The sequence below is a fragment of the bacterium genome, from assembly GCA_030647005.1.
In the GTDB taxonomy this organism is placed as follows: Bacteria; Patescibacteriota; Patescibacteriia; order JACPHY01; family JACPHY01; genus JAUSKG01.
Map to the genome: position 1 here is coordinate 19116 of JAUSKG010000030.1, position 21617 is coordinate 40732.

The following is a 21617-nucleotide window of genomic DNA, read 5'->3' on the forward strand; positions in this document are numbered from 1 at the left end:
CGGTGTACAGTAGCAGCTCAGGCATGGGTGCCCCGTGAGGGTGCTTTTTCGTTCGTATGGATTTTCGAAACATCGCCATCATCGCACACGTTGACCACGGGAAGACCACCCTGGTGGACGCGATGCTCCAGCAGTCGGGTACGTTCTCGGAGCGCGAAGCGGCGCCGGAGCGGGTCATGGATTCCAACGCGCTCGAGAAGGAGCGCGGCATTACCATTTACGCGAAGAACACGTCCATCCACCTCGGCGATACGAAGGTGAACATCGTAGACACGCCCGGGCACGCGGACTTCGGCTCCGAGGTGGAGCGCGTGCTCCGCATGGTGGACTCCGTGCTCCTGCTCGTTGATGCATACGAGGGCCCGATGCCGCAGACGAAGTTCGTCCTGCGGAAGTCCCTCGCGCTCGGCCTCCGGCCCATCGTGGTCATCAACAAGATTGACAAGCCGAGCGCGCGGCCGGACGAGGTGCTCGACATGGTGTTTGATCTCTTCGTGGAGCTCGGTGCCACGAGCGAGCAGCTCGACTTCCCGTACATCTACACGATCGCGAAGGCAGGCATCGCGAAGCGCGATCCTCAGGATGCGAGCGAGAACCTCCAACCGCTCTTCGATCTCATCCTCACGAAGGTTGCGCCCGCGCTCTCGAACACCGACGTGCCGTTGCGCATGCAGCCGGCGAACCTCACGTACGATGATTTCGTCGGACGCATGGGCTCTGGTCGCATCTACGAGGGCGTCGCGCGCGTGGGGATGTCGGTGACGGTTATCAGTGCTGATGGATTGCGCAAGCAGCATAAGATCAGCAAGATCTTCACGACCGAGGGGTTGCGGAAAGTTGACGTTGCGGAGGCCGTCGCCGGTGACATTGTTATGATCGCGGGCATCCCCACGATTAACGTGGGCGAGACGATTGCAGCGAACGCCAACGCAGAACCGCTGCCGGCAATCACCGTGGACGAGCCGACGCTCACGATGAACTTCCTCGTGAATAACTCGCCATTTTCAGGCCGCGAGGGCTCGAAGGTGACGTCGCGCCAGATTCGTGAGCGCCTCGAACGCGAGCTCGAGACGAACGTCGGGCTCCAGATTGATTTCCCGGAGTCCGCGGATTTCTTCACGGTGCGCGGTCGCGGCGAGATGCACCTCTCCATACTCGTGGAGATCATGCGCCGCGAGGGGTACGAGCTCCAGGTGAGCCGTCCGCAGGTCATTCTTCGCGAGGTGGACGGCGCAACGCACGAACCGTTCGAGCAGGTCATCGTGGATGTGCCGGACGCGCTCGCGGGCGTTGTTATTGAGTCGCTCAGCAAGCGAAAGGGCGACATGCTCGACCTCGTGAGCGAGAACGGATCAACGCGTCTCACGTTCCGCATTCCCACGCGCGGCCTCCTTGGCTACCGCATGGAGTTCCTCACGCAGACGAAGGGGAAGGGGACACTCTCGCACATCTTCGCGGAGTACGGAGCGCACCGCGGGCCGATCGGGCGGCGAACAACCGGCTCCATCATCTCCGGCTTCACGGGAACAACGAGGGCGTACGCGCTTGACCGAATCCAGGAGCGTGGCTCGTTGTTCATTGGTCCAGGCGAGGACGTCTACGAGGGGCAGGTCATCGGCATGAGCATGAAGGAGACGATGACGGTGAATCCGATCAAGGATAAGAACCTCACGAACATGCGCGCGAGCGGAACGGATGACGCGATTCTCCTCACGCCACCGATGGACATGAACCTCGAGCGCGCGCTCGAGTACATTGACGACGACGAGTACGTTGAGGTGACACCAAAATCGGTGCGCATCCGCAAGCAGCACCTCACCGAGAACGCGCGTAAGCGGAACACACCGAAGGGCTGACGCGCAGGAGTGCACAGGCGCAGGGGTGATCGTGCTACACTGGGTGCATCCTATGATGCACCGTTCCGTCGTGATCAGCGTGGTCGTCTTCCTCAGCAGCGCTGGCGCGTTCCTTGCGCTCCGCGGTGATGCGTCCGTACCGCAGGTGGATGTCGCCCCAAGTCCGCCGCCCGTTGTGGATGAGACGCTCGGGTGGGTGCGTGAGACCATCGGCGATGGCGATACGTTCGCGGTCGTCATGGAGCGCATCGGCGTACCCTACGCGGAGACGCTCGCGATCGTTGAGGCCGCGGAAGGCGTCTTTGACTTCACGACCGTGCGCCTCGGCCGCGTGATCCGGTACGAGCTTCGTGACGGGAGTTTGCAACGGCTCGCGTACGACGTCGACACCGAGGACATGGTCGTCGTCGAGCGGAGCAGCGAAGGCGGCTTCACTGCGACACGCATGCCCATCCCGTACGCCGTGGAACTCATTACTGCGCAGGGGACCATCAACGTCTCGCTCTACGAGGACGGTCTCGCGGCCGGCATGTCCGATGTCGCAGTCCTCGCGCTCGCCACAGCGTTCGAGTGGACCGTGGACTTTGCCACGCAGGTCCAGCAGGGCGACACGTTTCGAGTGCTCTACGAGACGCGCACGCGGAACAGCGAGCCCGCCGGCATCGGGGATGTCCTCGCCGCGGAGTTCGTGAACGCGGGGAAGTCGTACACCGCGTACCTCTTCGACAACGGCGACGGCGGTGTACAGTACTTTGACGCAGCGGGTGACTCACTCGCGCGGCAGTTGCTCCGCGCGCCGCTCTCCTACGGCCGCGTGACATCCGGGTTCACGTACGCACGGTTCCATCCAACGCTCGGCACAACGACGCCACACCGCGCGATTGACTACGCTGCACCCTCCGGTACGCCGGTGCGCAGTGTGGGGAATGGCACGGTGAACGCCGCCGGGTGGAACGGCGGGTACGGGAACTTCATCTCCGTTCGGCATAGCAGCACGTACGAGACACACTACGCGCACCTCTCGGGCTACGCACGCGGCATTCGGAACGGGGCGAAGGTGACGCAGGGTCAGACGATCGGCTTCGTCGGCTCCACGGGATTCTCCACCGGCCCGCACCTCCACTACGAAATTGAAAAATCAGGAACGCTCATCAACCCACTCACGCTCGAGCTCCCGCCGGTAGAACCGGTGGCGGCAGACCGTCGCGCACTCTTTAACGCGCGACGCGACGAGCTCCACGCCTTGCTCCCGTAGCATCGCGTCATGCTCACACATCTATGATCAAAAACAGACCATCGAACAGCGGTTTTGAAGGGCTCGGCATCGTGCCGAAACTCATCGCCTCACTCACTGCGCGTGGGTTTAAGACACCCACACCCATCCAGCAGCAGGCGATTCCCATCGCGTGCGAGGGGAAGGATGTTATCGGTATCGCGCAGACCGGCACCGGCAAGACCATCGCATTTGGCATTCCCATGATCCAGCAGCTCAGCCGCGGCAAGGGTAAGGGACTCATCCTCCTTCCCACGCGCGAGCTCGCCATTCAGGTGAACGAGGAGCTCCAGGCCCTCGGGCGGAACTTTGGGCTGCGCACGGCGGTGATCATCGGCGGAGAGAGCGAGGGCAAGCAGTTCTCGCAGCTCGCGAAGAAGCCGCACATCCTCGTCGCCACCCCCGGGCGGCTCGTGGATTTCCTCGAGCGGGGAAAGGTGAAGCTCGGTGATGTCTCCGTGCTCGTACTCGATGAGGCGGATCGCATGTTCGACATGGGATTTGCGCCGCAGATCAAGAAGATCATGCTCGCGGTGCCGCGACAGCGCCAGACGATGCTCTTCTCCGCGACGATGCCACAGAATATCGTGAAGCTCGCGCAGGAGCACATGGGGTTGCCCGTGCGCGTGGAGATTGCGCCGCAAGGGACGACGGCGGATCGCGTCGAGCAGGAACTTTTCATTGTGCCGCGCACGCAGAAGCTCGCGCTCCTCGCGCAGATTTTTGGTGAGGTCCCGGGAACGGCGATTGTCTTCACGCGGACGAAGTACGGTGCGAAGGCACTCGCGCGCAAGATTCAACGCATGGATCAATCCGCCATTGAGATCCATGGGAACCGAACGCTCGCGCAGCGCAAGCTTGCAATGCAGGGGTTCAAGAGCGGGAAGTTCCGCGTGCTCGTGGCGACAGACATCGCCGCACGCGGTATTGATGTCGAGGACGTCGCGATGGTTATCAACTTCGATCTCCCCATGCAGGCCGAGGACTACGTTCACCGCATTGGACGAACGGCACGTGCGGGGAAGGCCGGCCGCGCTATCTCTTTCGCCACGCCGGAGCAGGCGAAGGACGTGCGGGCCATTGAGCGCATCATCAAGCGGCAGCTCCCGCGTCGGAAGCTCCCGCAGGGATTGGCTGCGGAATCCGGGCGGGAGGAGCGGGAGCGCCCGGAGCGTCCGTTCGGTGGCGGACGAGCACAACACCAACGTCGTCCACCACAGGGTCACCCTCAGAGTCGTCCACCGCAGAGTCGCTCACCACAAAGTCGTCCACCACAGAGTCGCTCACCACAAAGTCGTCCACCGCAGAGTCGCTCACGCCCCGCTGGCGGGCAATATGGGGGGCGGGGGCCACGACGGCGCCGCTGAAATCATCGAACCCACGCATCACCATGCGTGGGTTCATGACGGACGATGGGTCGTTGGATGCGCTATACTGTGCATAAGTGCTTCGGAGTCCTGTATGAAGCAGCTCATCATTGATACGTTCATTCCACACGCGGGGAATGACTACCATCCGCACTGGTGCCGGCAGCGGCGCATGCGGCGCTACACTGCGGCGTTCGTGGTCATGAAGCTCGTCGTCGTCACGGCGATCCTTGCTACCCCCGCGTCGCTCTTCATGTCCGAGCAGTCGTTGGTCGCACTCGAGGATGCGCTCATCAACCACACGAATGCACAGCGCGTGAGTCACGGACAGCTCGCGCTCTATCCGGACATCCAGCTCGAGCGATCGGCGGTCGCGCGTGCGATTGATCTCGGGACGTCGGGCTACTTCAGCCATGTGGGACCGAATGGCCAGGAGTTTGAAGATTTTCTCCAGCGGTCGGGTTATCACTACGCTGCCGCTGGAGAGAACCTTGCGATGGGGTTCACCGATGCGGAGGCGATCGTAGAGGCATGGATGGCGAGTCCGTCGCATCGTGCGAACATCCTCGCGGCGGATTACGCCGACATTGGCATCGGTGCAACGCGCGGGACGTTCGGTGGGCAGCCCGTCGTCTACATTGCACAGCACGTGGGGAGCCGCGCCACCGATGTCCAGGCGGCAGCATCCGTGCGGTTCGTCGAGCAGGATCGGTCGTCGGTGGACTGGAGTGCTACGGACGGGGGAACAGCGATCTCCATCGTGGTGGAGTCCGCACTGGATGTGGAGACGCTCACGGCGCAGGTGTACTCGGCGACCATTCCGCTCACGAAACGCGGGTCCACGACGTTCGTCGGGAGCGCGGTGCTCCCGCAGGAGCCCGACGCGCTGTTCACGGTGCAGCTTCTTCCGACCGTCACCGCGCGCGTGGCAGGGGGATTCGAGTACACGGAGACCGTTGACTGGAAGCGTGTCTACGTCCCGCGCATGTCGCTCCGCGAACGGTTCACGCAGAGAAAGGTCGCGCTCCTCGAGAGTGCACCGTCGTTCTTCCTCATCGCACGCACGCTCTTCGGTGCCGCGCTCACCGTTTCCGTGTGCCTCCTCATCGTTGGCATGGTGACCGAGACACGGAAGCGTCACCCGAAGATGCTGGGGCGCATGGCCACGTTCGCATTCGTCCTCGCACTCCTCTTCATCCTCTAGTTGTATGCGCCGCATTGCCACCGCCATTGTCTTCTTCCTTGCACTTGTGCCGTTTGCCGTTGGTGCCGAAGTGGGATTCGTACGCAGCAACATTTGGCTCTCGAAGACCGCTCCCACCGAAGGCGATGCCGTGACGCTCTACGCCATCGTCGTGAACAGCGGCGACGAGCGCCTCGAGGGCACGGCGCAGTTCCGTCAGGTGGATACCGGCGCAGCGATCGGATCGCCGCTCACGTTCGGGCTGGACCCGAACGGGACCTCGAGTATCCTCTCGACGGTGTGGATCGCGGTGCGGGGCGATCACCAGTTCCAAGCGCAGATCACACGAGCAGAGACCGTGAGCGCATCGGGCACCCGCGCACCGATCGCCGGTGGCGTGCTCTCGGAAACTACTGCGGTCATCCATGTCTCGGTGGACGCGGATGGCGACGGGGTGACCGATGAGGAGGAGACGGAGCAGGGGACAGATCCGAACGATGACGATACCGACGACGACGGTGTTGATGACGGTGTGGACAATGAGCCGCTCGACCCTGATGCCGATGACGACGGTGATCTCGATGGGACGGATCCTGCACCCAATGATCCCACCATTTTTACGCCGCCGGATACGGATGGCGACGGGATACCGGATGGAGAGGACTCGGATGACGACAACGACGGACTCTATGACTTCGAGGAGGGCATCATCGGCACGGACCCGCGGAACCCCGATACCGACGGCGACGGCGTCCGCGATCGCGAGGATGCGTTCCCCGTTGATCCCGCGCAGACGGTCAAGCCGGACGCGGATGACGATGGAACACTCGACAATGATGCGGTGACCAGTGAGGGCGCTTTCCCGCTCGATGAGGACCGATTCGATGCGGTGGCGAGCGCGCTCCCCGTGGAGGATCCTCCTGTGGCGGAAGTGACATCGGGCGGCGGTGATGGAACGGTGCTCGGACAGCGTATCGTGCAGCCAGAGGTGACCACACGCTACATTGCGCGTGACGGTTGGACCGATACGCTGCTCATGCCTATCCTGGGAGCGACCGTGTTCCTCGGCCTCCTCGTGCTCGCACTCCTCGCGCGTAGACGCCGTCGCGAAGAGGAGTCATCATAGCATCCTATGCGTATCCCCAATGACCTCCAGCAGTTTCACGGTGCTCCCGCGCTCTTCATTGTGTGTGGGACGCAGGAGGCAAAACTCTACGACGCGCGTGACGGCACCATCGTCGAACTTGACGCATTCCGTATCGCAAAGCCCAGCTTTACGGATCGTGAGGGGCGGTTTGAGCAGCACGGGCGAGGAGGCGAGGGAGCGTCTGGCGGAGCAATGGAGATCGATCAGCCAGAACGACGCAAGACGTTCACGAAGGAGCTCGTCCAGCACGTCGCGCAGGCACTCGCGGACCGTCCCTACGACCTCGCGTACCTCTTGGTGCCCGAACACATCCACAACGAGGTGCGCGATACGCTCCCTGCGGCATTGCGTCCAAAGATCTCCAAGGAGATCCACGGGAACTACTGCGAGGCCCACCCCCACGAGCTCATCCGGATGGTGATGCCAGATGATTATGCATCTTGACCGTCCACTGCGTCCACCGGAGGGTATTCTCGGATACATGCACAAGCGTAAACGATCGCCACTGCGTCGCGGCATTTTTATTTTGTGTGCACTCGTCGTTATCGTGCTCGTGGTGTTCGGGACACTCTTCATCATCCCCCAGGGACCTGCGAGCGCAGGAGCGGCATCGGTGACGCTCGACAGCGACGTTGATGTGGTGGTCGCGATGCTACGCGAGCAGGGCGTGCTGCGCTATGCAACCGCCTTTCGTGTCGCGCTCGCGCTGCGTGGCGGTCAGATCCAGGGTGGTCGCTACGAGATTAGTCCCCACCTCTCCGTTTGGTCGCTCGTGCATCTCGTCACCACAACGCAACCACGCGCGGAGCGCACGCTGACGATCATCGAGGGGTGGAATCTTCGCGATATCGGTCACTACCTGGAGATCGAAGGTATCGCGCAGGCGGAGGAGCTCCACGAGCTCGTGGGTTTCCCCGCGATGGACTACCGCAACGCAGAGCCGGCCATCCCGAGACCTACCCACAACTTCGATGTGGAGTTCCCGTTCCTCACCGAGCGTCCGGAGTTCGTCGGATTCGAGGGGTACCTGTTCCCGGACACCTACCGCGTGTTCGAGGATGCGACGGTCGAGGACATCGTGACGAAAATGCTGCGGCACTTCGACACGCAGATGACTCTGGTGCTGCGCGAGGAGATCGCCGCGAGCGGTCGCACACTCCACCAGGTTGTCACGATGGCGTCCATCATCGAGGAAGAAGTTGCGGACGATGCTGCACGGCCGATCGTCGCCGATATCCTCTGGAAGCGACGCGACCAGGGATGGTTGCTCCAAGCCGACTCCACGGTGAACTACGTCACGGGGAAGTCCGACGCGCGGACGCTCTTCGCGGATCACGCGGTGGATTCTTCCTTCAACACGTACCGATACGCCGGACTCCCGCGCGGGCCGATCAGCAATCCCGGCATGGCCTCTATCCTCGCCGCCATCCGTCCCGAGCCGTCCCCGTACTGGTTCTTCCTCACCGCCCCGGACGGCACCATGCATTACGCGCGCACGCTCGACGAGCACAACGCGAATATCCGGAAGTACCTGCGCTGAGTACTCCGCACGTGTCATTTCGAGCGGAGCGAAGCGTAGGGAGAAATCTCACCGCCACCATCTCCTGTAGTGTGCGCGATGATGAGGTCTCAACGCCATGCAAGGAAAGACCCAGCCCGAGAGGGCTGGGTCTGCGTGTTATGCGGGAGTTTGGAGTGCGCGAGGCGCGTGCCTCTCCCACACCGCTGCGAACTCTTCCGCGAAGAGCTCAAAGAGCAGTTCATCCACGTACTGTCCATCGCGGAAGACCTGCGCGTGGCTGCGTCCGCATTCGCGGTAGCCACACTTCTCGTGCACGCGGTTCGACGCGATGTTCGACGCGATGGTCTGCGAGGTAATCTTGCGTAGGTTAAGGCCGGTGAAGGCGTAGTGGAGCATGAGCAGGACGGCCTCCGTGGCGTACCCCTTGCCCCAGTGCTCCTTCTCGCCAATGAACCATCCGGTCGTTCCCGTGCGATCGATCCAGTTGATCTCGTGGAGGCCAACGGTACCGATGTGCTCGCGTGTCTCCGCGAGCACGACTGCGAAGACGAAGTCCGTGCTCGGGCGTTCCATCGTGCAAGCACGGATCCATGCCTCCTCCGCACCACGCGGGAGTGGCGTGTGACGGAGAAGTGTCCGCGTCACCGCGCGGTCGTTCATCCATCGGTAGTACCGGTCGAGGTCCTCTATCTCCACCGGTCGAAGGTACAGACGTTTGCTCATCAAGAACTGCACGTGTTGTTCAGCCATCGTTCACATCCTTTCCTGTCCTGCCAGAAGGTGCACTGTCGTGAGGCCGTTTCCACAATGAAAACGCTCCGGCGTTCCTCTCTCGCCGGAGCGGTTCGATCATGGGTGTTGCTACACCATGCATTAACCAACTGCTCGGGAGAGACAGGAACACGACGTGCAACCGATGGCCACCGTGGCCTTCGGTACCTCGTGCATGGGGTTGTTGCACTGGTATTCCATAGTGAGCACATCATCGCATGGAATGATGGTGGTGTCAAGTGTCTCGGGTTGGTACGCTAGGACTATGCCCATCCCATTCGACAAGCAACTCAACCCCGAGCAGCTCGCAGTCGTCCAGAACGGTGACGGGCCATGTTTGGTGCTCGCGGGGGCGGGATCGGGGAAGACGCGGACGATTGTGTACCGCGTGGCGTACCTCCTGGAACATGGGGTGCTCCCGCAGCAGGTCCTCCTGCTCACGTTCACGAACAGGGCGTCGAGCGAGATGCTCGGGCGCGTGGAATCGTTGCTCGGACGGTACCCGCAGGGGCTGTGGGGCGGTACGTTCCACTCCGTGGCAAACCGGATACTGCGTCGCTACGCGTCGCTTCTTGGGTATACATCGTCATTCACGATCCTAGACGAGGAGGACTCGTGCGATCTCCTCAAATTCTGCGCGAAGGATGTTGGTGTCCCGCAGACCAAGGATCGCTTCCCGCAGGCGCGCGTCCTCAAGGCGATCATCTCGCTCTCGCGCAACGCGCAGCGTTCCGTTGAGGAGGTCGTCACGGATCGCTACCCGAAGTTCGCGCGCTACGCGGAAACCGTGGAGCGGATTGCGGTGACGTACGCGGATCGCAAGCGTGCGGCGAACGCGATGGATTTTGATGACCTGCTCTGCAATCTCCTCCGCGTGCTCGATGACCCCCATGCGCACGAACAGCTCGCACAGCAGTTTCGGTACGTGCTCGTGGATGAGTACCAGGACACGAACCGCATCCAGGCGGCGATCGTCGCGCGGCTGGCGAGCGCGCACGGGAACGTGCTCGTGGTAGGGGATGATGCCCAGTCCATCTACTCGTTTCGCGCGGCAGACATCGGCAATATCCTGAAGTTTCCGGAGCAGTTCCCCAACGCAAAGACGTTTCGTATCGAGACGAACTATCGCTCGACGCCACAGATCCTCAACGTGGCGAACGCGGTCATCGCGCACAACGCGAAGCAGTTTGAGAAGACGCTCCGGCCCGTGGTTCGGGGTGGTGCGCGGCCGACGCTCGTGCAGTGCAACACCGCCGAGGACGAGGCGCGCGCCATCGCGCAGCGGGTGCTCGCGCTCCGCGCCGACGGTATGGAACTGCGCGACATCGCGGTGCTCTTCCGCGCGACGCACCTCTCCCAGTACCTCGAAATGGAACTCGTGAAGCGTGACATCCCCTACGACTACCGCGGTGGGGTGCGATTCTTCGAGCGCGCGCACGTGAAGGACACCCTCGCGTTCCTCAAGGTGGCAACGAATCCGCAGGACGAGGCCGCTTGGCTCCGCGTCCTCCGCATGCAGCAGGGGATTGGGGACGTCGGTGCCCTCACGATCATCGAGCGCGTCCAAGCGATCGTGCGCCAGCAGTCCGATGGTGGCGAGGAGCACGTGGTGTGGGGTAATCACGACCTCGCGCTCTCGTTGCGACTCCAGAACGGCTGGCAGGACTTCCGCGGTATGATCGAGAAGATGGTCGGTTGCACGGAGCCCGCCGCGATGATTCGCGCCGTTGCGAACGGAAACTACCGCGATTACCTCGAGGCCGAGCACCCCAATTGGCAGGAGCGCCTCGATGACCTCGAACAACTCGCGTTGTTCGCAGAGAAGTACGAGAAGCCGGAAGAGTTCCTCGCGGAGACCTCGCTCACGGAGATGTTCGGCGCGGAGCGCGTTGGCGCAAACGAGTCCGAGCACGAGCGCATGGTGCTCTCCACCATCCACCAGTCCAAGGGACTGGAGTGGGAGGCGGTTTTCGTCATGGGACTCACCGCTGCCGCATTCCCCAATCGGCGAGCGATGGTAGAGGATAACGGATTGGAAGAAGAACGTCGTTTGTTCTACGTCGCAACGACGCGAGCAAAAAATGTGCTCACGCTTTCGTACTCGCTCTCTGGTGGCTACGATCCGTCCTACCTCGCCGCACCTTCCCCGTTCATTGCCGAGATTCCGCCAGAGATGCTGGAACCCATCGGTGTTTCCCGCGTGACGCCACGCATGCGGTGGAATGATGATGGAGGCGATGGCGAGCCCGTCATCGTGCTCGACGACATGGGCGAGTTCACGCGCGAGCAGAACGCCGCGAAGAAGCGCCAGGGGTTCCTGCGTGACGTGAGCGAGCTATGACCTCTCGTCCGGTGGGCGCACAGCGCACGATTGCGGAGCGTCAGCGCGCGCTCATGCGGTGGTACGCGAAGCACGGGCGCCATGCGTTACCGTGGCGGCACGGTATCACGCCGTACCGCGTACTCGTGTCCGAGGTCATGCTCCAGCAGACGCAGGTTGATCGCGTGGCCCCATACTTCGAGCGATGGATGGAGCGGTGGCCAACGATGGAGCACCTCGCACGCGCTAGGCGATCGAGCGTCGTGCGCGCGTGGGCCGGTCTCGGCTACAATCGTCGCGCCGTGAACCTCCATCGCGCGGCGCAGGAGATCGTGGGTGATGCGGAACTTCGGATGTTGTGCTCAGATCAATGGCGTGAGATTTCTCCGCTTCGCTCGCGGACGAGCTCCGGTCGAAATGACGTAACGCGTGAGTTGGGTCGCATGCTGCAGCACCTTCCGGGTGTCGGCTCCTACACCGCGAATGCGCTGCTCGCGTTTGCGTGGAACCTGCCGGCACCGTGTGTGGATACGAACGTGCGGCGCGTGCTCGCGTACGCGATCGTCCGCCGACCCGCGATCATGCAGATGCCGCTCCAGGAGGTTGAGCGGCTCGCGGAACGCGTCATCCCGAGCCGGAAGGGGAGAATGTGGAACTACGCGCTCATGGACTACGGCGCACTCGTCTTCACGGCTCGGGATGTCCCCAAAACCAATCGTCCCAAACCAACGCAAAAAACATTTCAGAATTCCACCCGCTTCTGGCGCGGTCGCATCGTTTCGGTGCTTGCACAAAAAAATGAGCGGAGGACGGTACCGCAGCTCCGTGTTGCGCTCAAGCATTTCGGCAATCCGCCACGCGCGCTCACGCCGCTCCTCCGCGCACTCGAGCGGGATGGTGTCGTTGTGGAGCGCGATGGGTACTACACGCTCGCCTGATGGGTTGGGGCGGCGGCGTGTTCCTCGTCCCACGCACGCGCCACCGCATCCGCAATCGTTCGCGCGAGGTCGGGAGAGAAGATCGAAGGGATAATGATGTCCGGAGCCGGCACCTCAACGAATCCCGCAATCGTTTGAGCGGCTGCGAGCTTCATCGCGTCGGTGATGCGGGTGGCACCGGCATTGATGGCACCCAGGAAGATGCCCGGGTAGGCGAGTGCGTTGTTCACTTGGTTGGGGAAATCACTCCGTCCGGTTGCGACAACCATCGCGCCGGCCGCGCGCGCCTCGTCCGGCATGATCTCCGGGACAGGGTTGGCCATGGCGATGACGATAGAGCGCGGTGCCATGGATGCCACGAGGGCGGGCGAGAGGAGGCCAGCTTTTGAGACACCAATGAAGACATCCGCGCCGTGGAGCGCGTCGGCGAGCGTGCCACATACGCTCCGTTTGTTCGTCACCGCGAGGAGCGCGCGCTTCGGGGCGTTGAGGTCGTCGCGTGCCGCGCAGACGAGGCCGTGAGAGTCCGCGAGAACGACATCCGCGACGCGGGGGGCGAGCATGTGGGCGATGGCCGTACCGGCCGCACCGGCACCAACGACGACCACGCGCATGCGCGCGAGTTCCTTCTCCACGACGCGACCGGCATTCAGGAGTGCCGCGAGCACGACGACTGCGGTCCCGTGCTGGTCGTCGTGCATGACCGGAATACCGAGGTCCTGCAACCGTTCCTCTACCGCGAAGCACGTTGGCGCAGCGATGTCCTCGAGGTTCACCGCCGCGAACGTCGGCGCGATCGCGCGCACCGCGGCAATGATGCCATCTGCGTCATGGACATCGAGCACGATGGGAAACGCATCGAGTCCGGCGAACTCCTTGAAGATCGCGCACTTGCCCTCCATGACCGGCATCGCGGCCCTTGGCCCCACGTTGCCCAGGCCGAGTACCGCCGATCCGTCCGAGATCACCGCGACGCACCGGCCGCTGATCGTGTAGCGGCGTGCGAGCGTTGGATCCGCTGCAATAGCTCGTGAGACCTCGGCAACCCCTGGCGTATAGACCACGGAGAGATCCTCGCGGCTCCGAATGGCCCGCGTAGATGCCATCGTGATTTTTCCGCCCTCGTGCGCGGCGAGGATAGCATTTTTGTCGAGTGTCGCCATAGCGTACCAGTGTACCACGTCTGGCAGCACCCGAGAGAAGACCCCTCCGCGTGCGTGCGGAGGGGTCTTGCAGTGGGGCCTTCGCGGGTGTGGAGCGATCATCTCACGCAGGGATTCCGTCGAGCGCATCCCGGAGGTGCTCGTCGAACTCTTCATCCGATGCAAAGATGAACGCGTCGGAGAGGAGTGTATGGAGCTTGTCCATGGTGGTCGGCCCGTACATCGTGCTCGATCGCTGTATCGCCGTGAGGAACTGGTATGCTGCGTCGTACTTGGAGAACCAGCGTACGCGGATTTGCTCGAGCTTAGCTGGCGGTGCAATGCGGAGATCGCCGCCACCCCAGCGCATGGTCTTCATTCGTCTGTCTACCCACTCGCCGCGCGTTCCAGCCCACAGTATGTCGTCGCTCATCGTGTCCTCCTCCTGCTTTCTTCCATCCAAACGCTAGCATTGCCCTCCGGTGCTGTCAATACGATGAGCGTGGTACGATGCATACCTATGCGCATCCTGACGGTCTCCGAGTTCCTCGCCGGCATAAACGAGGTGCTCGCATCGGTGCCGGCGCTCGTGGAGGGCGAGGTATCCGGCTACAGCATGAGCCAGGGGAAGTGGGCGTTCTTCTCGCTCAAGGATGACGCGAGCGTCGTACCGTGCTTCATGCCGGCTTGGAAGCTCCGGCACGTCATCGAGGATGGCATGGTCGTGCGTATCGCCGGCGTTCCGCGCGTGTACGAGAAGAGCGGGAAATTTTCCATCACCGTGGAGGCACTCGAGCCGTCTGGCGAGGGATCGCTCAAACGGGCGTTCCAGCTCCTCGTAGAGAAGCTCGAGCGCGAGGGGTTGTTCGACGTGAGTCGCAAGCGTCCGCTCCCGCGTTTTCCGGAACGCATCGGACTCATCGCGAGCGCGGACTCGGCAGCGTACTCGGACTTCCTCCGTATCCTTGGCGATCGCTGGGGTGGTGTGGAGGTCTCCACGGTGGATGTACGAGTGCAGGGCGAAGGAGCGGTAGACGATGTGTGTACTGCGTTTCGGACATGCGCCAGCGCGGGAGGAGTGGATGTGATTGTTCTCACGCGCGGTGGGGGATCGCTTGAGGACTTGCAGGCGTTCAACTCTGAGGAGATCGCGCGCGCAATCTTCGCGTGTCCTATCCCCGTGGTGGTCGGCGTGGGGCATGAGCGCGATACAACGATTGCGGATCTCGTCGCCGATGTGCGCGCGAGCACGCCATCGAACGCCGCAGAGCGCGTGGTGCCGGATCGTCATGCCATCGCGCAGGAGCTCCGCATGATGGAGCAGGGGATCGCGGGTGTGATGCTCGGGACCATCGCAGACCACCGCGCGATCATCGAGCGATTCTCCTATCGGGGTACTGCGTTCGCCCACGCACGCTCCATGCGTGTGGAAGTGAATGCGCGCACGATCGTCCATGCAATGGACGATGCACTCCGGTCGTTCGCGCGCCGCAGGGAGGATGCGGAGCAGCGTATGGGGTCACGGCTCGCGGAGCGGTGCGCGACACTCACGGCGCAGGTCATCGCCTGCACGCGGCTCCTCGAAGGGCTCAACCCCGAGCGCGTTCTCGAACGCGGGTACTCCGTGACGACGGTGGGCGGTCGCGTCGTGCGTCATGCGATGCAGCTCCGTGCCGGTGACGAGCTCCGTACGCGGTTTGCCGTCGGCAGCGCGGTGTCCACAGTGACACGGACGGAGTGAGCATGAAGAATGGAGAGAGAGGATAACAACAGCGCGCGCGTATGACCGCAGCAAAGAAGCAATCATCATTCGCCAAGCAGTTCCAGGAGCTCGAAGCAATCACTGCGTGGTTCGAGGGCGAAGCCATTGATCTCGAGGAAGGCCTCGAGAAGTTCGAGCGCGGGATGGTGCTCGCGAAGGAGCTCCGCAAGCGACTTGAGGAGGCCGCGGTGAAGATCCAGCGGATCCAGCCGAGCTCCGATGACGCCACGTAGTTATGCCGAGGACGCTCGTATTCGATGTCGAGACGAAGAAGGAGTTCGCCGAGGTGGGAGGTGCGCACAATCGCCACCTCCTTGGCGTTGCGGTCATCGGGTACTGGGATTCCGCAACGGACACGTACGCGTGCGTCGAGGAGCATGAGGTGCTCCGATTCGGCCAGCTCCTCAAGCAGGCGGATTGCGTCATCACCTTCAACGGTGAGCACTTCGACCTCCCCGTCATCCAGCCCTACCTGCCGTTCGATACCTCGAAAGTCCCGTCGCTCGATCTCATGCGGCACCTCGAGCGCGCACTCGGGCATCGCATCGGACTCGATGCGTGCGCGGAAGCGACGTTTGGCCTCAAGAAGTCCGGCGACGGCCTCCAGGCGATCCGATGGTTTCGGCAGGGTGAGATCGAGAAGGTGAAGAGCTACTGCCTCGATGACGTGCGGTTGACGAAGCAGCTCTGGGAGTACGGGTGCGAGCACGGCGAGGTGTTCTTCATGGGTAGGGACGGTACGAAGCGCGCGGTACCGGTGACGTGGGGGGAAGGTGCGAAAGGTGAAACGGGCATCCGTGCGCAGCTCGAGCGGGCGCACCGCGACGGCCTACGCGTGGAGATCGAGTACGTCTCCACGGTGGACACCACCGGTGCTGGCCACCGCAATCGGCGGAAGATTGATATCCGGAGCATTCGCGATGGCGTGGTGGATGCGTACTGCTACCTTCGTAACGATGTGCGGCGATTCCACATTGATCGCATCACCGATATCGTGGTGCTCACGGAAGCGATGGCGGACGAGCATCGCGTTGGTCAGTACGCACTGTTTTAGTCCTTGACGTGGTCGTACTTGTCTGGTACATTCAGAGCGTCCTACGGGAGGACGTTTCTTTGTGCTATGGAGGAGAGCGATGCCGGAAGCAGAGCATGCCGTTCAACGGATGATCCTGCATGTGAAGATGATCGAGGGTGAGTGCAGTGCGGTGCGCGAGGAGCGCGCAAAGCAGCGGAAGCGACTCAAGGCGAAGAGCCAAGTCGTGCGGGCAGAAGCACAGGAGAAGTTTGATGAGGCCGAACGCGCGCTCGCCATCCTCGAGCAGCGTCTCGAGACGGCAATGCTCACGTTGCAGTTTGAGGAGGCACAAGAGAACCTCCAGGCCGCGTACCGAGCATTCCGCGAAGGCCGACGGCTCGCGCTCGAAGGCGGTGCTGACCGCGAGCTCACCGATCGCATGGCGAGCGCGCGGCTCGAGGAGCTCGAAGGTCTCCGTGCCACCGTGCGTCTCCTCGAAAAGCGCGGCAAGGAGACCACGGACGAGCTGCGTACGTTCGTGCAAGCACGGCCGAGCGGGTGGATGCACAGCGACGATCCGCTCAAGCGGTACCTCGCATACCATGCGCCCGATCGCAGCATCCTCGCGTTCCTCAAGGATAACCCGCGCTACAGCATGACGCCGGACCAGCTCGTGGCACTCGTCGGGATTGCGGCCGCTACGCAGTACCTCACGGTTGCCTACGGGTCGTTCGCAAAACAGGTCTCCGACGGGTTGATTCGTGACACCGCGGGTGAGGTGGTGACAGTGGAACGCCTCGAGGCGCTCCGCACGCGAAGCGTGCATGCGCCGTCCGTGGAGATCCGTCGTCCGGGCGAGGAACAATCCATCGAGGAACTCCTCGATCTCATTGATCCGCAGTACCGTGAGGGTGACGGGGACGACATCAGCGTGCTCGGTTTGGACCATGGAACGGAGCAAGCACTGCGAAGCGCAGAGGTGCATCGCGTGGGACAGCTCCGACGTTCCGGCGACGAGCTTACGCATATCTCCGGCATCGGCCCCAAGCGTGCGAATCACATCCACGATGCCCTCACGCGCCATCGCGCGGCATAGCGGCGACGGGATGGAACATGGAACACCCCCCAGCATGCTGGGGGGTGTTTTCCTACTGGAGGGCAAGCGCGTGGATTGCGACGTACTCGCCACCGACTGCTGGTCCCGCGAGGTTCTGTTGCTCGCGGATACCGAGGTAGGACCACGTCGCCTCTCGCTCGGTGGTGCGGTAGTCCACGACGACACCGATGGTCACGACACGGTCGTCGTCGGTGCTACCGAGTGTGATGAGGCACGAGATCGTCTCGCAGGTGATGCTCGTCACACCCATGACGTCGCTGTCGAGGGCGATGTCGTGAATGCCGAGCTCCTCACCGTCGAACGCGATGCGGTAGTCGAGGCGGACATCTGCCGCCGTCCTGAAGTGCGCCTGCGCCGCGATGCCGTACATGCCGATGAGGCAGGTAATCGCGAGGGCACCGACCATGAATCGGAGAAAGAAGATGTCGCCGCGACTCGGCGGACACCAGATGCTCTGACCACTTGCACCAATGATATAGGACACGTTGCCTCCTTGAAGGTTCTGGAGAAAGTATAGCAGAAAATGAGCTTGTTGTCAAGTGTTTTGTCATAAGAACGGCTCAATGGAGATGATTTGACAACGTGCGGTAAACCAGTACCATGGAACTATCGCCAGAGAAAGCAGCGGGGCGCCCACCAATGCCCTTAATCACGCTGCAGAGGCACAACTACCCCGCGACTGCGGGGGAGGTCGAGGGTGCACACTTGCTGGCGAGCAAGTGTTTTTTCTATGCCAAAGACACGAGTGCAGAAGCAGGAGATGATTGCGGGGGTCGAGCGACGCCTCGATGCCATGCACGGTGTGGTGTTCGCAAATTTTTCTGGTTGCACGGTGCACCAGCTCGAGGAGCTGCGCGCCGCGGCGCGGAAGGAGAACTGCGAGTACCTCGTCGTGAAGAAGACGCTCTTCAATCGCGCGGTTGCCGCCAAGGAGATCCCTCCGGAAGCAGTGGCCACCGATGGGGCGTTGTCCGTGCTCTTCGGGTTCGCAGATGCTCTCGCGCCCGCGAAGATCGCTAAGGCGTTCGTGAAGGCGAACGAGCGTTTCCAGGTGCTCGGAGGCCTCATGCGCGACCGTGCGACGATCCTCGCGCTCAGCGCGGCAGAGGTACGTCAGCTCGGCGATCTGCCGAGTCGTGAGGAGCTCATCGCGAGGGCCGTGGGGTCCATCGCCGCACCGCTGCGGGGTCTCGTCGGTGTCCTCTCGGGGAACCATCGGCAGTTCGTGCAGGTACTCAATGCTATTCGAGAATCAAAAGCGTAATGTCTATGTCTGACACCACAACTGAGGAGAAGAAGGAGGTGGAAGTTCCGGCGAAGTTCAAGGACCTCGTGAGCTCGATCGAGTCCCTGACGGTGCTCGACCTCGCGGAGCTCGTGAAGGTGCTCGAGGAGAAGTTTGGCGTTTCCGCCGCAGCGCCCATGGCCATGATGGCCGCGCCGGCAGCGGGCGGTGATGCTGGTGCTGGTGAGGAGGAGGTGTCCGAGGTGAATGTCGAGCTCACGTCCGCTGGTGCCAAGAAGATTGATGTCATCAAGGCCGTTCGCTCGCTCATGGATGTCGGTCTCAAGGATGCGAAGGACATGGTGGATGCCGCTCCCAAGATCATCAAGGAGGGTGTCGCCAAGGCCGTCGCCGAGCAGTGGAAGAAGACCCTCGAAGAGGCAGGCGCAACGGTGAGTTTCAAGTGATCGCGCCGGAACAAAAGGCAAGGGCTTCCTTGCCGGCGCGATCATCCCGAGCGAGTGCGCGAGCGAGGGATCCCGGCAATGCAGCACGAGGCCGCGCGACCGAGGGATCTCATACGAGACATCGTCGGGAGGCAATCAATAAGAATACGGATCCGGCATATGCCGGATCCGTATTCTTATGCGAGAGGCGTCACGTCGGCGGGACGACGACGTACACGGCATCGGCGGCCATGATAAAGAGTGACGCGCCATCACCTGCGAGCGTGATGGCGCTCATGCCGAGGAATGCGTCAGATTGGAGCTGGCCGACGAGGCGACCGCCGTCTCGCATGACGATGATGCGGCCATCCTGTGGCGTTCCCAGGAAGAACGTGTCGCTCTCTGAGCGGCCGGCGAGCAAGACGGGACCGGAGAGGGGAGGGTCAATCGTTTCCGTATAGTTTGTGTCACTGCGGTTGCCTGCGAGGTAGCGTGCAACGCTTCCGTTTTCCATCGAGAGTACCGCCGAGCCATTGACGAGGAGGTGTGCACGTCCTGCGGACTGCTCTGGCGCGCGGAGCCAGACGCTGCCGGCATTGAACCCGGCGGCCGTTCGCACGTGGCGTGTGATCGCGCCGTTCGCGTGGAGGAGGTAGAGGCGCTGCTGGAAGAACGCCGCATCAACGATACGTTCGGGCGGCGCGACGATCGAGGAACTCGTCATCGCGCCGTTCGCCACGGCCACGGAGACAACCTTCGCGTATTCGTCAATGAGGAGAACGGTGCGGTCATCCATGGCGAGCATCCGCACGACTCCCGAAAGCTGCGGAACAGGAACGATGCGCTGGGCATCGGCATCGCCAGTCCTCGGGTTGAAGGTCGTGAGCTGCGTGCGGTCAGCGGAGAGGAGTACGAGCTTGCGGTCCACGAGTACCATGTCCGGGAGGAGGGTGAATCCGAGCTGCGCCCCGCTCGTGACGGAGAGCGGGTGCTCGAGGTGCGTGAGGAGGCGGGCACGATCGAGCGACGATGTCACCTCCTCGCTCAGGCGCTCCGCACGTTCACGTCTGGCGCGCGAGTCACGCGGGAGGACCGTGACGAGCGCTGCTGCGTCCGCGAAGGACGATCGCGCTTCATCGCGATCGCCAAAGAGTAAACGCGCCTCCGCAACGGAGCGGAGCTCCTCGATTTTTGCAATGAGCACGTTGTACGAGGTGACATCCTGCTCGGTGACGTTCTGCCTCCAGAGTGCGAGCGTGGACGATGTGAAGAGCAGCCCGAAGCCGATGGCCATGATGAGGAGGCGTTGGGACTGACGCGGGAGCGCAATGAAGCGCGCGCGAGCTGCCATCACGGCAGCGATGCCGTAGTGGAGTGCATGCACAGGAGTACTCCGCCAGTGAGGTGCTCGAGGAGTGGATGGTTTGGCCTCAAGGGGTGCGTGGGATTCGGCGTGCTCAGCAGACGCGCGTTTCCGCCATGCCTGGAGGAGTGCACCCGCGCGGTGCGTCGCGTGGAGTATGCGGAGCGTGCCAATACCGATGAGTCGGAGCGCATCCACGATGAGTGCACCGACACCCGTGAGCGTCACGCGGATGGTCTGGAACGTGAAACGGATGGATTGGATGACCGCGGGCATGAGCGCATTGGTGCGCGTCGTTGTTCTCCCGCGTCGTGTCGTGCGTCGTGGACGGGCGGCGACGAGCATCGTTCCGGTTTTTCGTGCAGCACGCACGTAGCGACGGATGGACGGCCCGAGCTTTGGCGTGAGGAATCCCTCGGTGAGTGCGGCGGTATGGATGAACGACTCCATGGACGCGTGCGATCGTTCAACGGGTTGCGCAGATGATCCGCAGACCATGAGGAGCGATGCCTCGATGGGATTTTTCTGGAGCGCCTGGTGCACGCGCGCGACGGTCTCGCTCATCGTATTCCTGCTGAATGCGCGCTTGAGCGCAGCGGCGGGGAGCTGCTCTTGTGCGTCATCGGTGCCGATGAGGAGCGCGTCGTGGGGGCCGAGCGTCCCAGACATCGCGTGGGAGAAGGCAAGCGGAACCGATGGCGGTTCTGGCGTGACGACATCTGCACTCGAGACAACGCCGCGCGCGTTGCGTGACGCGATGCGCACGCGCATCCCTCCCGCAGTAGTGACGATGACCGTGCGTCGTCCCTGTGCCTGGCATGTGAGGCCAATCGCTGCGTGGAGTGGGATTGATCGTTTGCGTCGTGTGCTATCGTCCTCCTTCCGGAGAACGGTCTGGAGGCGCTGAACAAACGCGGCGAGCCACGCATCAGGTTCCGTCGCACGCTTCGTATCGTGTTCGGGTGTGAGGAGGTCGTCCGCCCTTGCAATGTTCTCCATGGTCGTCGTGAGGCGTGCGAGGTACGCGCGTGCTGCCTCGTTTGTTCCGGCAACAGGAATGAGCAGCGCGAAGAACGACGCCCGTCGCGGGCCGAGGAGCGGGATACGGTGCGTGATGCTCACGGCATCATGCGTTGTACTTTCGGCGTGGAGCGTGAGAACGGACGGCAT

20 protein-coding genes are annotated in these 21617 nt (G+C 62.6%); 15 read left to right on the top strand and 5 right to left on the bottom strand.

From position 1 onward, the window contains the following. The first annotated feature begins 56 nt into the window (after window positions 1–56). The 7 genes from typA (at window position 57) to mltG (ending at window position 8366) form a co-directional block, all read left to right on the top strand. Window positions 57–1856: a translational GTPase TypA gene (gene typA, locus Q7S96_04110; GenBank protein MDO8463422.1), complete on the top strand. Its 1800-nt coding sequence runs from the start codon at window positions 57–59 to the stop codon at window positions 1854–1856. 52 nt (window positions 1857–1908) lie between these two features. Then, window positions 1909–3111: a peptidoglycan DD-metalloendopeptidase family protein gene (locus Q7S96_04115; GenBank protein ID MDO8463423.1), complete on the top strand. Its 1203-nt coding sequence runs from the start codon at window positions 1909–1911 to the stop codon at window positions 3109–3111. Window positions 3112–3134: 23 nt separating this feature from the next. Beyond that, the gene (locus Q7S96_04120; protein MDO8463424.1) at window positions 3135–4496 is read left to right on the top strand and encodes a DEAD/DEAH box helicase; all 1362 of its coding nucleotides are present in this window, start codon (window positions 3135–3137) and stop codon (window positions 4494–4496) included. Window positions 4497–4590: 94 nt separating this feature from the next. After that, window positions 4591–5700 carry a CAP domain-containing protein gene (locus Q7S96_04125; protein MDO8463425.1) on the top strand — a complete coding sequence of 370 codons (1110 nt, stop codon included), beginning with the start codon at window positions 4591–4593 and terminating at the stop codon, window positions 5698–5700. A gap of 4 nt (window positions 5701–5704) precedes the next feature. After that, the gene (locus Q7S96_04130) at window positions 5705–6805 is read left to right on the top strand and encodes a hypothetical protein (protein MDO8463426.1); all 1101 of its coding nucleotides are present in this window, start codon (window positions 5705–5707) and stop codon (window positions 6803–6805) included. A gap of 6 nt (window positions 6806–6811) precedes the next feature. Continuing rightward, window positions 6812–7270, top strand: coding sequence for a host attachment protein (locus Q7S96_04135; GenBank protein ID MDO8463427.1), 459 nt, complete (start codon window positions 6812–6814; stop codon window positions 7268–7270). A gap of 37 nt (window positions 7271–7307) precedes the next feature. Next, window positions 7308–8366, top strand: coding sequence for an endolytic transglycosylase MltG (mltG, locus tag Q7S96_04140; GenBank protein ID MDO8463428.1), 1059 nt, complete (start codon window positions 7308–7310; stop codon window positions 8364–8366). Window positions 8367–8504: 138 nt separating this feature from the next. Here the strand turns inward: mltG and Q7S96_04145 are convergent, their stop codons facing one another. Then, window positions 8505–9098 carry a GNAT family N-acetyltransferase gene (locus tag Q7S96_04145; GenBank protein ID MDO8463429.1) on the bottom strand — a complete coding sequence of 198 codons (594 nt, stop codon included), beginning with the start codon at window positions 9096–9098 and terminating at the stop codon, window positions 8505–8507. Window positions 9099–9384: 286 nt separating this feature from the next. On the opposite strand from Q7S96_04145, the gene Q7S96_04150 reads away from it, so the two are divergent. Then, a complete protein-coding gene (locus Q7S96_04150) occupies window positions 9385–11460 on the top strand; it encodes an ATP-dependent helicase (GenBank protein ID MDO8463430.1) in 2076 nt (691 codons plus the stop codon). Continuing rightward, window positions 11457–12377 (top strand): hypothetical protein, encoded by a 921-nt coding sequence (locus Q7S96_04155; protein ID MDO8463431.1) that lies wholly within the window; start codon window positions 11457–11459, stop codon window positions 12375–12377. The genes Q7S96_04150 and Q7S96_04155 overlap by 4 nt, the downstream gene beginning before the upstream one ends. Here the strand turns inward: Q7S96_04155 and Q7S96_04160 are convergent. Together Q7S96_04160 and Q7S96_04165 are read right to left on the bottom strand one after the other, a co-directional pair. After that, entirely contained in the window at window positions 12362–13540 is a 1179-nt protein-coding gene (locus tag Q7S96_04160) for an NADP-dependent malic enzyme (GenBank protein MDO8463432.1), read from the bottom strand. The genes Q7S96_04155 and Q7S96_04160 overlap by 16 nt on opposite strands. A 103-nt stretch (window positions 13541–13643) precedes the next feature. After that, window positions 13644–13982: a hypothetical protein gene (locus tag Q7S96_04165; GenBank protein ID MDO8463433.1), complete on the bottom strand. Its 339-nt coding sequence runs from the start codon at window positions 13980–13982 to the stop codon at window positions 13644–13646. 57 nt (window positions 13983–14039) lie between these two features. Here Q7S96_04165 and xseA point away from each other — a divergent pair, with 57 nt between their 5' ends. The 4 genes from xseA (at window position 14040) to Q7S96_04185 (ending at window position 17392) form a co-directional block, all read left to right on the top strand. Then, window positions 14040–15260: an exodeoxyribonuclease VII large subunit gene (gene xseA / locus Q7S96_04170; GenBank protein ID MDO8463434.1), complete on the top strand. Its 1221-nt coding sequence runs from the start codon at window positions 14040–14042 to the stop codon at window positions 15258–15260. A 41-nt stretch (window positions 15261–15301) separates the two neighbouring features. Then, window positions 15302–15514: an exodeoxyribonuclease VII small subunit gene (xseB, locus tag Q7S96_04175; protein MDO8463435.1), complete on the top strand. Its 213-nt coding sequence runs from the start codon at window positions 15302–15304 to the stop codon at window positions 15512–15514. Window positions 15515–15516: 2 nt separating this feature from the next. Beyond that, a complete protein-coding gene (locus Q7S96_04180) occupies window positions 15517–16335 on the top strand; it encodes a ribonuclease H-like domain-containing protein (GenBank protein ID MDO8463436.1) in 819 nt (272 codons plus the stop codon). A gap of 79 nt (window positions 16336–16414) precedes the next feature. Continuing rightward, the gene (locus tag Q7S96_04185; protein ID MDO8463437.1) at window positions 16415–17392 is read left to right on the top strand and encodes a hypothetical protein; all 978 of its coding nucleotides are present in this window, start codon (window positions 16415–16417) and stop codon (window positions 17390–17392) included. A 52-nt stretch (window positions 17393–17444) separates the two neighbouring features. On the opposite strand, the gene Q7S96_04190 is transcribed toward Q7S96_04185, so the two are convergent. Next, the gene (locus Q7S96_04190; GenBank protein MDO8463438.1) at window positions 17445–17897 is read right to left on the bottom strand and encodes a hypothetical protein; all 453 of its coding nucleotides are present in this window, start codon (window positions 17895–17897) and stop codon (window positions 17445–17447) included. A gap of 246 nt (window positions 17898–18143) precedes the next feature. On the opposite strand from Q7S96_04190, the gene rplJ reads away from it, so the two are divergent. Further along, window positions 18144–18677 (top strand): 50S ribosomal protein L10, encoded by a 534-nt coding sequence (gene rplJ / locus Q7S96_04195; GenBank protein MDO8463439.1) that lies wholly within the window; start codon window positions 18144–18146, stop codon window positions 18675–18677. Window positions 18678–18682: 5 nt separating this feature from the next. Beyond that, on the top strand, window positions 18683–19105 hold the full coding sequence (gene rplL / locus Q7S96_04200) for a 50S ribosomal protein L7/L12 (protein ID MDO8463440.1): 423 nt from the start codon (window positions 18683–18685) through the stop codon (window positions 19103–19105). 190 nt (window positions 19106–19295) lie between these two features. Here rplL and Q7S96_04205 read toward each other — a convergent pair whose 3' ends face one another. After that, window positions 19296–21617 carry a hypothetical protein gene (locus Q7S96_04205; protein ID MDO8463441.1) on the bottom strand — a complete coding sequence of 774 codons (2322 nt, stop codon included), beginning with the start codon at window positions 21615–21617 and terminating at the stop codon, window positions 19296–19298.

Coding starts and splice junctions, on each gene's coding strand:
- typA (MDO8463422.1), top strand. CDS start 57: ATGGATTTTCGAAACATCGCCATCATCGCACACGTTGACCACGGGAAG.
- rplL (MDO8463440.1), top strand. CDS start 18,683: ATGTCTGACACCACAACTGAGGAGAAGAAGGAGGTGGAAGTTCCGGCG.
- Q7S96_04130 (MDO8463426.1), top strand. CDS start 5,705: ATGCGCCGCATTGCCACCGCCATTGTCTTCTTCCTTGCACTTGTGCCG.
- Q7S96_04120 (MDO8463424.1), top strand. CDS start 3,135: ATGATCAAAAACAGACCATCGAACAGCGGTTTTGAAGGGCTCGGCATC.
- Q7S96_04160 (MDO8463432.1), bottom strand. CDS start 13,540: ATGGCGACACTCGACAAAAATGCTATCCTCGCCGCGCACGAGGGCGGA.
- xseA (MDO8463434.1), top strand. CDS start 14,040: ATGCGCATCCTGACGGTCTCCGAGTTCCTCGCCGGCATAAACGAGGTG.
- Q7S96_04115 (MDO8463423.1), top strand. CDS start 1,909: ATGATGCACCGTTCCGTCGTGATCAGCGTGGTCGTCTTCCTCAGCAGC.
- Q7S96_04135 (MDO8463427.1), top strand. CDS start 6,812: ATGCGTATCCCCAATGACCTCCAGCAGTTTCACGGTGCTCCCGCGCTC.
- Q7S96_04145 (MDO8463429.1), bottom strand. CDS start 9,098: ATGGCTGAACAACACGTGCAGTTCTTGATGAGCAAACGTCTGTACCTT.
- mltG (MDO8463428.1), top strand. CDS start 7,308: ATGCACAAGCGTAAACGATCGCCACTGCGTCGCGGCATTTTTATTTTG.
- xseB (MDO8463435.1), top strand. CDS start 15,302: ATGACCGCAGCAAAGAAGCAATCATCATTCGCCAAGCAGTTCCAGGAG.
- Q7S96_04205 (MDO8463441.1), bottom strand. CDS start 21,617: ATGCCGTCCGTTCTCACGCTCCACGCCGAAAGTACAACGCATGATGCC.
- Q7S96_04180 (MDO8463436.1), top strand. CDS start 15,517: ATGCCGAGGACGCTCGTATTCGATGTCGAGACGAAGAAGGAGTTCGCC.
- Q7S96_04125 (MDO8463425.1), top strand. CDS start 4,591: ATGAAGCAGCTCATCATTGATACGTTCATTCCACACGCGGGGAATGAC.
- Q7S96_04150 (MDO8463430.1), top strand. CDS start 9,385: ATGCCCATCCCATTCGACAAGCAACTCAACCCCGAGCAGCTCGCAGTC.
- rplJ (MDO8463439.1), top strand. CDS start 18,144: ATGCCAAAGACACGAGTGCAGAAGCAGGAGATGATTGCGGGGGTCGAG.
- Q7S96_04185 (MDO8463437.1), top strand. CDS start 16,415: ATGCCGGAAGCAGAGCATGCCGTTCAACGGATGATCCTGCATGTGAAG.
- Q7S96_04155 (MDO8463431.1), top strand. CDS start 11,457: ATGACCTCTCGTCCGGTGGGCGCACAGCGCACGATTGCGGAGCGTCAG.